The organism is Streptomyces sp. NPDC002138, assembly GCF_040296485.1.
In the GTDB taxonomy this organism is placed as follows: domain Bacteria; phylum Actinomycetota; class Actinomycetes; order Streptomycetales; family Streptomycetaceae; genus Streptomyces.
The window spans coordinates 102426-114790 of the sequence record NZ_JBEOXE010000025.1 but is presented as its reverse complement, the minus strand read 5'-3'; the positions used below and the strand labels follow the sequence as shown (position 1 = coordinate 114790).

Annotated in this window: 8 protein-coding genes and 3 pseudogenes; 6 read left to right on the top strand and 5 right to left on the bottom strand. The window is 65.5% G+C overall.

Annotation, left to right across the window (positions count from 1 at the left end; translation table 11 throughout):
- Nucleotides 1-746 precede the first annotated feature (746 nt).
- The 3 genes from ABT084_RS18615 (at nucleotide 747) to ABT084_RS18605 (ending at nucleotide 6506) form a co-directional block, all read left to right on the top strand.
- The gene (locus tag ABT084_RS18615) at nucleotides 747-1172 is read left to right on the top strand and encodes a hypothetical protein (RefSeq protein WP_351044757.1); all 426 of its coding nucleotides are present in this window, start codon (nucleotides 747-749) and stop codon (nucleotides 1170-1172) included.
- Between the two features lie 25 nt (nucleotides 1173-1197).
- Nucleotides 1198-1827, top strand: a complete 630-nt coding sequence (locus ABT084_RS18610) for a peptidase inhibitor family I36 protein (protein ID WP_351044754.1) — start codon at nucleotides 1198-1200, stop codon at nucleotides 1825-1827.
- Nucleotides 1828-2165: 338 nt separating this feature from the next.
- Nucleotides 2166-6506, top strand: coding sequence for a golvesin C-terminal-like domain-containing protein (locus tag ABT084_RS18605; protein ID WP_351044751.1), 4341 nt, complete (start codon nucleotides 2166-2168; stop codon nucleotides 6504-6506).
- A 60-nt stretch (nucleotides 6507-6566) separates the two neighbouring features.
- On the opposite strand, the gene ABT084_RS18600 is transcribed toward ABT084_RS18605, so the two are convergent.
- Nucleotides 6567-7169: an SMI1/KNR4 family protein gene (locus ABT084_RS18600; protein ID WP_351044748.1), complete on the bottom strand. Its 603-nt coding sequence runs from the start codon at nucleotides 7167-7169 to the stop codon at nucleotides 6567-6569.
- Nucleotides 7170-7597: 428 nt separating this feature from the next.
- On the bottom strand, nucleotides 7598-8098 hold the full coding sequence (locus ABT084_RS18595; protein WP_351044746.1) for a hypothetical protein: 501 nt from the start codon (nucleotides 8096-8098) through the stop codon (nucleotides 7598-7600).
- On the opposite strand from ABT084_RS18595, the pseudogene ABT084_RS18590 reads away from it, so the two are divergent.
- Nucleotides 8079-8375, top strand: a pseudogene (locus ABT084_RS18590) (transposase); the annotation flags it as partial. The gene ABT084_RS18595 and the pseudogene ABT084_RS18590 overlap by 20 nt on opposite strands.
- A 38-nt stretch (nucleotides 8376-8413) precedes the next feature.
- On the opposite strand, the gene ABT084_RS18585 reads toward ABT084_RS18590, so the two are convergent.
- Nucleotides 8414-8881 carry a hypothetical protein gene (locus tag ABT084_RS18585; RefSeq protein ID WP_351044744.1) on the bottom strand — a complete coding sequence of 156 codons (468 nt, stop codon included), beginning with the start codon at nucleotides 8879-8881 and terminating at the stop codon, nucleotides 8414-8416.
- A gap of 233 nt (nucleotides 8882-9114) precedes the next feature.
- A complete protein-coding gene (locus tag ABT084_RS18580) occupies nucleotides 9115-9531 on the bottom strand; it encodes a hypothetical protein (RefSeq protein ID WP_351044741.1) in 417 nt (138 codons plus the stop codon).
- Between the two features lie 585 nt (nucleotides 9532-10116).
- On the opposite strand from ABT084_RS18580, the pseudogene ABT084_RS18575 reads away from it, so the two are divergent.
- Nucleotides 10117-10698, top strand: a pseudogene (locus ABT084_RS18575) (ABC transporter permease); the annotation flags it as partial.
- Between the two features lie 565 nt (nucleotides 10699-11263).
- Nucleotides 11264-11620: pseudogene (locus ABT084_RS18570) on the top strand (FtsX-like permease family protein); the annotation flags it as partial.
- Between the two features lie 3 nt (nucleotides 11621-11623).
- Here the strand turns inward: ABT084_RS18570 and ABT084_RS18565 are convergent.
- On the bottom strand, nucleotides 11624-12364 hold the full coding sequence (locus ABT084_RS18565) for a response regulator transcription factor (protein ID WP_351044738.1): 741 nt from the start codon (nucleotides 12362-12364) through the stop codon (nucleotides 11624-11626).
- Nucleotide 12365: the final 1 nt, after the last annotated feature.

Sequence of the window (12365 nt, the reverse complement as noted above, 5' to 3'; positions counted from 1 at the left end):
CAGCCCACGACCGGGCAGCAGCAAGTTCCCCACCCATGAACTGAACAACGACCGACCTGCCCAACCGTCACGGCAAACACCGTTGCAGTACTAGGCGCCCTGCCCAGGACCTCACCACCCCGCCACGGCAACCCGTGTCCGTACCGCGGGGACCGGGCCAGGCGGGGCCCACGGTGCCGGCCAACGGCTGAGGTCGAGCAGCGGTATCCACCGAGCGGCGCGTGCTTCGAAACATGGTCCCCGCCAGCCGGTGAGCGCGCCGACGGCCCGTTCACCGGCCCGCTTACCTCGGGTGCGCGCTGGGGGCGGCCATCGACACGTGGAAACGGTCCGGGTCCGCTGCTCCGCGGAGGGCCGGTCGTAGTGCACGCTCGACGTCTTCTCCTGGCCGCCTTCGACCCATCTCAAATTTCGCGGGGCTCCCAGGGAGGAAGGATCACGCCAAGAGCTGATGTGGATTGCATCTCTCCGGATGCTCCTGGCGAGATCAACGAAGGTGTGGTGCAGCCGTGTTGCGTCGTGACGGCGGGAGAGCGGCGATGGGCTGCAAGTGTATTTGCGCCACGGTGGACGTTGAACCTCGGAAATTTGGTAGCCCACGCTCGGCCAGGCGCCTAACGTTGCGTCGGATTTCGAAGATCGACATCCCGAGTTGACTGTTGTACCCAAAATTCGGAGGGTCTTGTGGGTGCGATGCCTGCGCACGTCGCCTCGTATGTGCTGGCCACCACGCCGCGGAGCGAGCCGTGAAGCGTACTGCGGGGCTGGCGGTGGTGGCCCTCATGGTTGTTCTGTCTGCCTGTACAGAGACGGCTGAGAAGCACCCTGTCGGCGAGGCTCGCCCCAGTCCGGAATCGACTATTCCTGTCCGCCCGACCGCGACCACGACGGTTGCTTCAGAAGCTGCGGTGGCTTTGGCGGAACGCTATCGCAAGGACGGGGGGGACGCCGATGTGTATTCAATCCAGAAAGAGTACACCCCGGAGGGTTTCCCTCTTTTGATTGTCCGTACACACAATCCCGGCCGAGATAACGAAAGGTTCCGCCGACTTACGGAAACCATCGTCTCCTTCTTCTCAAGAAAAGAGGGAGTTTCGCTGAGCGGTGGCTACCTCATGGATGTATTCGGCCCAGACGGCTCCCTGCGGCATCGCTGGGATACGACGCCGTGACCAGTTGACAGAAGGATGGTTCGTGATGCAAATACGCATGGTAAGTAGCATAACCGCAACGCTGACGGCAACTGCACTGCTTATAGCTGTGGCACCCGCAGCTTCGGCTGCCAGTAGCCTACCGAAGGATCCTCCAGCCAATCCGGTACTGGCGGAATACAAGGGGAAAAAGATCAACCTCGCTGACTCCTGGAGCGGGGCCACAGTGTGCACAGAGTTCCCGGGGGGCTCTGTTCACTGCTACAGCAACGATACGGAAGCCCAAGCTGACCCCGAATTGCGAAAGACTTCCAAGCTATCTGCCCCCACGGGCATAGAGAGCCTGCCCGGTAACTGCTCACCGGATTACTGGTGCTTGTTTGAGGATATAAATTACGGCGGGCATAAGCTTCAGTTTTTCGATTCCGGGCGTAAGAACCTCTCCGACTGGGGCTTCCGTGATACGGCGAGCTCGATCTATCGAGGCGTGATCAACTATCCGCTCAACTACGGCTACGCAACGATGGTTGACTACCGGTCAGGTGTCCTCTACGACCGTGTCCGCGATGTCGGGCAGGGCTTGGAGTCGAAATACCCAAGCCTGGGAGCCCTCGGCTACCCCGACGGCGGTGACTGGAACGACAGGATGGACGCCTTCGACGTCAAGCGGGGCTGAAGTCAGGCTTCCTGCTTTCAGTGCAGGTGGAGGCCGCCAAGCGTGTCGACTCCGCTGATGCGGCTGCCCGATTCCGGCGGCTACAAGCAGCACCCACAGGGACGGATTCCCTCCCAAAAGCCGAACCCATAACTGTGACGGTTCCAGACGCGCCACTTCAAGGGCAGCGTCTAAAATTCGATGTGGCTGGCACTGCTGGTGCATGCGCAAAACTGTCGAGATGGGGGCTCGATGCTTGAGCAGAAAGCAGCCACATGCGGCCGCAGCTCGTAGGGGTATCCGCCCTGAGAGACGACGTCGCGAGCCTCCCGCCATCACCCATTCTGAGGATATCCAATTTGAAACACCGTGTAAGGGGACACCGCTTATCCTTAGCGGCCATCATAAGTACCGCTCTCATATGTGGGCTTGTACAGGGCGAAGCTTGGGCGGACCCGGCGCAATCCGACGCCGCGACCACCGCATCCGACCCGTCCCACATCGCGCCCGCCGACCGAGAAACGGTCCTGGGGAAGGGCTGGAAGGCCTCGAGCGACCGAGCCTGGACCACCACCGGCGATGCCGACGGTTTCCACGTTCTGGTCGCCGACGAGAAGGCCGGATACGCCTGGCGTACGGCCGCGACGCTCGCCGAGCCCGGATTCGACACCGACATGTGGATCGGGAACGCGTGCGTCACTGGCTCCGGTAAGCGGGCAGTGGTCGCCTACGCACCGCGCACCTTCACCAACAAGGCCGAACTCATGGCTCGGGGCGCGTTCACCGCTGTGGTGGACTTGGACTCCGGCGCTGTCACGAAACTCGATCGTCAGGCCTCTCTGGCCTACTTCAGCCCGGGCTGCGGAACCGGCGAGACCGCGGTTCTGACCCAGGCTGGCGGCGACACCAAGAACCAGACCCGTCTGCTGAGCGTCGATGCCGCCGCGGCGAAGGTGAGCCGGACCACCGAGCTGGCCGGCCAGGTCACCTCCGCGATTCCGGTCGGCAAAGACATCGTGGCCGCGGACTCCGCCCGCCTCACCCGAATCGATGCTCAGGGCCGCCGCACCCCCCTCGCCCACACCGGCCAGGTGCCCTTCGCTCTCAAGGCCGACGCTGAAGGCGGCCTCGTCTACATGGACCGTCCCGCCGGCTCCAAGGACGACGGTGAGGTCAAGCGCATCACCGCGGCGGACATCACCCGCGGCAATGCCGACAAGACGAAACAGGCCGTCCTGGCGCGCGGCGCCCTGTCGAAGATGGATGTGACCAGCAGCGCTGGCGGAAACGTCTTCATCATCGGCGACACCAAGGCTGCGGACCCGCTGCCCAAGGCCGTCCAGCGCCGCCCGGACGTCCCCAAGGAGTCCCAGGCCACCACGGGCGCAAAGTCGCTGGTCACCAAGGTGGCCGAGGCTGGCGAGGGTGACCCGCGCAAGCAGCGGGGCCTCTCGACCAAGGCCGCGCAGATCAGCCTCAAGGTCGTGGCCACGGGCAAGGACACCTCCTTCACCGTCACCCCGAAGGCGCCCGCCGCAACCGCCATCGCGGGAACGGCCCCTTCTCCGGTCCTGGGTGCGGCACAGCAAAGCTCCGCGCGCGCAGGCGCCGTGCCAATGGCCGCAGGCTTGATTGCCGAGGACGAGCGCTACTGCTCGGTGGCGCGCAACGACCCGGCCAAGCAGGCAATGCAGCCCAAGCCCCGCCAGGTGGAGTGGGCGGTCGACCAGGTCATCAACGGCACCCTGGACCAGAACGTCTCCCGGCCCGCGAACTGGAAGAACCTTGGAATGCCGGCGTACCAGCCGCAATCCCTCTTCCCCCGGCTCGCCCTCAACAGCGGCGGCCGGATCCCCGCGCAGATCCTGCTTGGCATCACTGCCCAGGAATCCAACATGTGGCAAGCCTCCCGCGTAGTAGTGCCCGGAGTCACCGGCAACCCGTTGATCGGTAACTACTACGGCATCAAGTACGCATCCAACGGTCAGCAGTCCGACCCCTGGGGCATCAACTGGGACAAGGCCGACTGCGGGTACGGCATCACCCAGATCACCGACGGCATGCGCATGCACGGCAAGGAAAAGGACGGCGAGGTCGCCACGCTGAGCACCCTGCAGCAGGAGGCCGCGGCACTCGATTACACCGCGAACGTCGCAGCCGGCCAACGTGTCCTGGCCGACAAGTGGAACATCACCAACCAGGACGGGCTGACCGTCAACAATGGTGACCCCAAGTTCATCGAGAACTGGTTCTTCGCCCTCTGGGCCTACAACTCCGGCTACTACCCCAAGGCAGCAGCCGGGAACAACGGCGGCCTGTGGGGCGTGGGCTTCACCAACAACCCGGCCAACCCCCTCTGGAAGGCCAACCGCACGCCCTTCCTGGAAGGACCAGCCGGCACCAACGACTACACCCACGCCAAGCACCCCCAGGACTGGCCGTACCCGGAGAAGGTCATCGGCTGGGCCGCTCGCCCGCTGGAAGGCATGGAATCACCTGGCACCATGGTGTCCGGCTTCCGCCCCGCCTGGTGGACCAACGCCGCACTTCGCACCACGGCAAAGCCAGCTGAAAGCCTGTTCTGCACCGCAGCCAACAACTGCGACCCCAGCAAAATCGGCCCCGACGACAAGAACGAGCCCGGCCTCGGCGCCTGCAACCGCGCAGACCTCAAGTGCTGGTGGAACCAGCCCGTCAAGTGGAAAGACTGTGCCCTCGCACAGTGCGGCAACGAAATCCTGCGATTCAACGACACCTATAAAGAAGAAGCAGACGGCACCGCATACCCGCCCAACTGCACTACGTCGGGCTTACCCGCAAACGCACTGATCGTTGACGACGTGCCCGACGGCACGCCGATCCACCGTCCCGGCTGCTCCCAGCCGAAAACCAACAGTGGCACCTTCAACCTCGACTTCGCCACTCCCAGCGCGAAAATCGACTTCCAACAGCTCGGTGCCGGCTACGGCGGCCACTTCTGGTTCGCCCACACCCGTCAGAGCGGCGCCGAAGGCGACCGTATGAAGGTCACTGGCACCTGGAAGCTGAACCAGGCCATCGACAAGGACGCAAAAGTCTGGGTACACCTACCCGACCACGGCGCCATCACCAAGACCGCTAACTACGAAATCAAAACAAAGAACGGCTGGCGACAGAAGATCGTCTCGCAGCCGGGCACCGGAAACCGGTGGGTGAGCCTCGGCGCGTTCCGCTTCAAGGGAGCCATCCCCGAGGTACGACTCACCACCATCACCACGGACGGCACCGGCGACCACGACATCGCCTACGACGCCGTCGCGTTCGAACCCGGCACCTGGAGCAGGATCCCGGATATTCTGATTCCGGATGCCGATCCAAACGCCCCCGAAGTTAACTTCGTGGACAACGATAAGCAGAAGCAGCCTAATCCCGCAGGGCTGCTCCAGTCGCCGCTCAAAGCACCCCAGGTGTCCCCGCCGCCGTTTCTGACGGCTCCTGAGGACTGCCGCCAAACCAGTCAAAAGGGCGTTCGGCAATGCACCACCCGCGACTACAACATCGGTAAATATAGGCAGCCTTCAACTCAAGCCCCTTCGGCCAGGGCGTTCGCAGCAGACGATCCCATCGTTCCCTGGTGCAACGACCCGAGTGTGACTGGATACACGCTTACTCGGCGTGAAGGCTGCCACAAGTTGGCCGTCCTCACCCGTTGGGAGAAGGATGGGAAAACTGTTGGCACAGCTGTTTTCCTAGTACGCGAGGAAACGTTCCTCAGTAATTCGGTGAGTTTCGATCAGCGAATTTTTATCAGCCCCATGTCCATCAGCCCAGAACTCGGCGCTGTCACACTGGACTACTGGGACGCGCTCTGCACCACGAACTGCAGTAGCTCTCTCAGTGGCACATGGAGCGGTCTCCCGACCTGGGCCCCAGCCGGGGACAGTCACACAGCCACCGCGACACGCACATATACGTGGACCAAGCCGACTTCCGGTACGTCCGAGAACCTGGACCGCGGAACAGTACTGAAGTTCAGCGCAACCTCTCCGGTTGTGGCAGGGGCGGTGGAGACGAAGGCTCCCAGCTGGTCATTCTTCAACGAAATCCAGTGCGACAACAACCTCGCAGTGGCCAACTCGACCGGATGCGTATTCAACAGGCACATCCCTACATGGTCAGCGACCACTTCCAGATTCCCTTCCGCGGCAGCCTATTACTGGATAATGCGAGAGGGAATCCCCTCGCACCCCGGAAGTAAGAAGTACGGAACTCCGATGCATCGCCTGAAGGACACTGCAGCGCAGAGAAAGAACCGGGATACGATCTGCAACAAAACGGGAACGAACCCTTGGACCGCGCATGGGTCAGCGACGCCTGACGCCAAGGGGCGAGTACAGTGTGACGAATTTCCATTCGCCGCAACCCAAGAAAGCGGTGGGCAGTCCCTGACCGATGGTGGCGGCTGTGTCCAGCTCTACGCCCAGCAGGAGGCCGATGGATCATGGCGCCTTCACGAGGACGAAAGGGCGGACGCCCCGTCATGGACGGAGGTCTGCGGCAGGGCCAGCATGCCCGGTCAAGACAATATGGACGCTGGCCGTGGTCCGGGGCTCTCCGGCTTCTACACGACAGCACGAGTTTTGAACGGCGGCGCTTTCTACATGGAACTGCCAGGGTACGAAGGCTGTAACTTCAGCGAAGTCTGCATACCTCGCCCTTAATAAATTCTCGTAACAAGACTGGGGTCCGGCCGGAGCCGGACCCCAGTCTCATGCCGGACGCTACTGCCAGTCAACGTAAGGCACCCCGGCCGGTGATTCGATCACACGAGCGTGGATGCTTCCTCCCGCCCCATCACTGACCGGGGTTCCGTCGGAAAGCGCCCGATAGGTAGTGTCGAACATCTCGGCCAGGCTACCCCATCGCTTCACTCCCCAGATTTCGGCGTCCGCATCGATTTCAAGGATAGACCCGAAACCTGGACCTTCCCGGTGGTCGACAACCAACTGGGATCCGACATGGGTTTCGGCGATCGGGATCCACATCACGTGGGCAACGTTTCCCACCACGAAGTCAACCAGGTTATCTTCCAAGCTCCAAGCGACTGCCCTTTCCATATCACGCTGGCCCAGCCTCATACTTTTCGCATCCAGAAGAAAATAGCCTCCTGGCATGAAACCACCTGGACCAGTTAGTCCCCGGTCAGCACGAACGCCATCGTGAAGGGCTAGCAAATCCAGCAGTTCACGATGTAGAGCGAATCGATTTTCCGAAATCGACACAATCTCTTTCGGCGTGGCAGCCGGATTGAAACGCTCCAAATCTCCCGGAGCATTCACTTCAAGCCATCCTTTAAGACGACTCACGAATGTTGCCATATCCATCAGAAACCCACCCTCCCTACAGAGTCCTACCGCATGGAATCCTATCGGTACGATGCTCGCATCGGGTGGTCACATGGAAGCGGCGTACTGCGTTGAATCCAGTACGACTGGCGGTTTTCGGACTACCGGGCATGCTCCTTTGGTCCCGCCCGCAGCTTCCTCCTACGAAGGACCTCGTTCCCCCACCTGCGTCTCTGCCGCCGCCAACCGCAGCAAGTCTGACAAGGGCCGGCCGAGTAGCTGCCCTCGGACCGCTCCTACCCACTGCACATACGCAGCCACCTGGGTGGCCACCAAGCTCCGCTGGGACCTGGCGGTCGACGAGAACGAGCGCCAGGCCCTTCTCGGACTCGCCGAAGACTGCCCCACCACCACCGTCGTCTACGAGAGCGCCCCGTAGCCGTACGGACCGCCGCGGCCGCTTGGGGTCACTGGTAGAGGTCCCAGCGGCCGAAGCGGGCCAGCAGACGGCGCGTTGCCGCCTCGTCCAGCCCGAGGGCCGCGGCCGCCTGCTCGGGTGTCAGGTCGGTGCGGGTGCCGTTGGCAGCCCAGTACCCGGCCCGTGCGGCGGTGACCTCGAGGCGGCGCGCGGCCCGTACGGCGGCGGCCGGGGAGGTCTTGGTCAGCTTGTCGATCTCCTGCTCCAGCCGCTCGAGCAGCGTCGTGACCGTCTCCGGCAGGGGGATCGCTGTCGCCTCGACCTGGACGGTGTGGCCGTCCCAGTCCTGCAGGCAGGCGTCCGCCGTATCGGCACCGGCCTCCGCCAGGACCTTGCCGCGGATACTCTCCCAGTCCAGGCGGTGCTCCGGGCCCGTCCACCCGCAGGAGCACACCGCGCGCAGCGCGGCCGCGCGCGGTACCCGTGGGGAGCGGCCGTCGTAGACGTACCACTGGGACACCGAAGGGCCGCCCGAGCTGGATGCCCTCACCGGGCACGTCCGCGCGTTCGGCAAGATGCTCACGCAGCTCCAGGGTGACCAGCTCCCGCAGTGGATCAAGGCGGTCCGCGCCGACGACCTGCCCAGCCCCCACGCCTTCGTCAACGGTCTCGAACGGGATCTCGCCGCCGTCACCGCTGGCTTAACGCTGCCATGGAGTTCCGGCGTCGTCGAGGGCCACGTCAACCGGATCAAAATGATCAAGCGCCAGATGTACGGCCGGGCCGGCTTCGGCCTATTGCGGAAGCGAGTCCTGCTGGCTTCCTGAGCAGCCCGTCACGAGCTCTGCCGGAGGCGCTCCGCAGCCTAAGCAGGGGTGTCGTAGTAGCCAGATTGCGCCAGCAGGACCGAGCTGAAGAAGTAGCCCTGCTCTCCACCTGGCTCATCGTCGGCTGCAAACGGACGCCAGAAGCTCAGCAGCAGGTCCGGGGCAATGAATGAAGCTTCGTCGTCAGGATGTTCCTCGATCGAGGTGAACTCACCGACGCGCCGGACAACCTCGCGGGCCGGAAGCGCGAACACGTCCACACCCTGGAACAACACTTCGTCCGTCTGGGACGACGGCCTTCCCAGCTCGATGGCTTCAAGCATGTCGCGCAGGCAGTGGATGCTGATCATCGGTCCACTGGGACGGAAGACGTGCCGCCCCGGCCGGTCAGACTCTGAGATCGCAGAGAGATCGCGGAGCGAGTCCAGCGCCGTGTTGGCCGCGTGGCGAGTCATACCGATCCGCAAGGGGCCAACGCCGGCCGGTGGAGTGAGGTCGAAGTCCATGCGGGCATGGTCGCAAACAGATCTGTCAACGAGTCACGAAGGGGCATCAGCCCCCTACCGGTTACAGAGCGTGAGACGCCCACAGAAGTTGGACCAGAGCCTGAGATCAGAGAGCGCATGTAGTTCAGAACGCAGAGCGGTCCGGCCTCGGTGCGCTCCCGAATATCGGTGAGCTTGAAGTGAACGAAGCCAACCGGAACGAGCGTCGGCATGCGGCGTGTGGCGCCGACCGCTCACCCGGCGGCTGCGGTCGGCCCCGCCCCGAACCGCGGCACGTCCCCCACTGTCACGTCCAGGCGTAGCCGTTGGAAGCGGAGCGGGTGGCGGAAGACGCCGCCGCGGTCCACAGCCCGGTCGGCGCTGATCTCCGCCACCAGTTCCGGGTGGACGAGGATCGCGTCCAGGACGTCGCGGGATCCGCACGCGGCGGCGAACCGCACTCCCGTCCAGGGGTGGTCGGGGCCGACGGCCGTCAGGTGCTCGGCGACCTGGCGGGACTGCGCCGGGCGCAGCGGTACGGTCCGGCCGACAGAGCGCAGCCGGCCCTCATCGTCGTAGCGGCCCAACACGAGGAGCTGCGGGCGCGCGAGGGTGCCCGTGATGGCCCCGATGACCGCTTCCGTGGTGTCCCTCCTTCTGACCTTGTCCATCCGCGGTAGCCGGGAAGGTACTTCTGGGACATGCCCTTGCAGACCAGACCCTCGACGCCGGAGATGTCGGTCCAGCACTCCAGCCACTCTCGCGCCGTCTTGGGGTCCGTCGTCATCGGTCAGAGTGTCCACGGTGCCGTCAGGGCGTGGTCGGTGAACAGCTCCTCCAGAAGAGCGCGCCGTTCGGCGTAGGTACGGTTCACCTGCTCCGCCCCATCCAGTTGGAGGATGCCGAAGACGGACGCGCGCAGGTTCCAAGAATCCTGAACGTGGAGAAGCCTGCACCCGCGTGCCCGTTAATGGCCGAGGCGATCCCGCGGGCAGGTTCGGGTGAAGCCAGCGGGATTTGCTTTCCGGGCGTTCGCCGCGCCCACCCTCGGCCAGAACTGGTACGACAACCCCCAGGTCCACCTCGTCCAGGGCCGCGCCCCGGCCAAGGCCGACGAGCTGGTGATCGACCAGGCCAGCGCCGAGCACAGAGGCGTCCACCTCGGCGACGCGCTACGCGTACTCACCCCGAGCGGCTCCACCGCGGCGCGTGTGGTCGGGATCGTCACCTTCAGCACCGGCAACCCAGGCGTGACGATGGTCTACGTCGACACCGCGACCGCGCAGCAGGCTCTGCTCGGCAAGCCCGGCGCCTTCACCACCGTCACCGCGGACACCGCACCGGGCACCTCCCACACCGCCGCCCAGCAGCGGATCCAGGCCGCTCTGGGCGACGCCTACTCGATCGCCACCAAGGAGGAGCAGGCCCAGTCCGCCGCCCAGCAGATCAGCTCCTTCCTCGGCGTCGTCACCTACGCCCTGCTCGGCTTCGCCGGCCTCGCCGTGCTGGTCGGGATCTTCCTGATCCTCAACACCTTCTCCATGCTGGTCGCCCAGCGCACCCGCGAACTCGGCCTGCTCCGCGCCCTGGGGGCGGGCCGCGGCCAGATCACCTTCTCGGTCCTGACCGAGGCCCTGCTGCTCGGGCTCCTGGGCTCCACCCTCGGCCTCGCCGCGGGAATCGGCCTCGCCGCACTGCTGAAGAACCTGATCGGCGGCTTCGGCGTCGACCTGTCCGGCACCCCACTGGTCATCAACCCGCTGACCCCGGTGGCCGCCTACGCGATCGGCGTCCTCGTCACGCTGATCGCCGCCTACCTGCCCGCCCGCCGCGCCGCCCGCGTCTCCCCCATGGCGGCGCTGCGCGAGGCGCCCGTACCCCCGGTCGCACCGCTCGGCCGGCGCACCGTTCTCGGCTCGGTCCTCCTGCTCGCCGGCCTGGGCTCCCTCGCGGGAGCGGCCACCCACCACGACACCCTGATCACCGCCGCCGGTCTGCTGGGAGGCGGCATCGTCGCCTCGCTGATCGCGCTCGTCGTCCTCGGCCCCGCCCTCTCACGCCTCGTCGTGCACGGCCTCGGCGCCCCATTCCCGAAACTGTTCGGCGCCGTCGGGCACATCAGCCGCCTCAACGCCGTACGTAATCCGCGCCGCACCGGCGCCACCGCGGGCGCCCTGATGATCAGCCTGTCCCTGGTCGGCGCGATCGCCGTCCTAGCCGCCTCCCTCACCACCTCCATCGACCGCGACGTCGACCGCACCTTCGGTGCCGACTACGTCCTCACGGGCAACGGCCAGCAGCCCATCGGCCACGAGGTCACCGACAAGGTCCGCGCCCTGCCCGGAATCCACACCCTCACCCGCCAGCGCTACGCCCTCGCCCACGTCGGCGGCTTCCAAGTCCCTGATCGCGGTCCTCGGCGTCATCAACACCCTCGCCCTGTCGGTGATCGAGCGCACCCGGGAGATCGGGTTGCTGCGCGCCGTCGGCACCTCGCGCCGCCAGATCTCCCGCATGGTCCAGCTGGAATCCGTACTCATCGCCGTCCACGGCGCCCTGCTCGGCCTGGGCCTCGGCATCGCCTGGGGCATCGCCGGACAGCGGGTCCTCACCCTGTACGGAATCACCTCGCTCAGCATCCCCTGGACCACCGTCCTCGCCGTCCTGGCAGGATCCGCCCTGGCCGGCCTGGCCGCGGCGATCCTGCCCGCGATGAAGGCGGCCCGCACCAAGATCCTCACCGCCATCGCCACCGCTTAGCCGTCAGAGGGGAGGCCCCGGGTCCAGGCGGTAGCCGTGGCCGCGGAGTGTCGTGATCTGCGGGAGGTGGAGCGTACGCGGCGCCGCTGCTTCGGCCGTGTGGAGGCGGCGGCGGAGGGAGGCCATGGTGACGTCGAGGGTCTTGGTCGGGCCGAACCAGTTCTCGTCCCACACCCGCGCCATCAGGGTCTCCCGGGAGACCGCACCCCCCTGGTGGCGGGCGAGCTCGGCGAGGAGCTCGAACTCCTTGGTGCGCAGAGGGACTTCCTCGTCTGCGACGAGCACCCGCCGGGCCACCGTGTCGACGGTGAGGTCGCCCAGCCGGATGGGCTCGGCGTCCTGCTGTACGTCGGACGGGGGCCTGCGGCGCAGGTGGGCGCGGAGGCGGGCGAGGAGCACGGTCATGCTGAAGGGCTTGACGAGGTAGTCGTCGGCGCCCGCGTCCAGCCCGGCGATCACATCGATCTCGTCGGTGCGGGCGGTGAGGATGACGATCAGGAGGTCCGGGAGGTCCTGGCGCAGGCGGCGGGCGAGATCGATCCCGTCGAGGTCGGGGAGACCCAGGTCGAGGAGGACGAAGTCGGGCGGGTGGGCCTGCGCGGCCGTCAGACCGGCGGAGCCGGTGCGGCACCAGGTGGTGGTGTATCCGTTGCCGCGCAGTCCGCTTTCCAGGTGACGGCCGATGGTGTCGTCGTCCTCGATGACCAGGGCGGTGGGCGGCCGCCCCGCGGTACCGGTGCTCATG

What these genes read in the sequence shown, in the direction of transcription:
- ABT084_RS18610 (WP_351044754.1), top strand. Translation starts at nt 1,198, where the DNA reads ATGCAAATACGCATGGTAAGTAGCATAACCGCAACGCTGACGGCAACT.
- ABT084_RS18600 (WP_351044748.1), bottom strand. Translation starts at nt 7,169, where the DNA reads ATGGATATGGCAACATTCGTGAGTCGTCTTAAAGGATGGCTTGAAGTG.
- ABT084_RS18585 (WP_351044744.1), bottom strand. Translation starts at nt 8,881, where the DNA reads ATGGACTTCGACCTCACTCCACCGGCCGGCGTTGGCCCCTTGCGGATC.
- ABT084_RS18580 (WP_351044741.1), bottom strand. Translation starts at nt 9,531, where the DNA reads ATGGACAAGGTCAGAAGGAGGGACACCACGGAAGCGGTCATCGGGGCC.
- ABT084_RS18565 (WP_351044738.1), bottom strand. Translation starts at nt 12,364, where the DNA reads ATGAGCACCGGTACCGCGGGGCGGCCGCCCACCGCCCTGGTCATCGAG.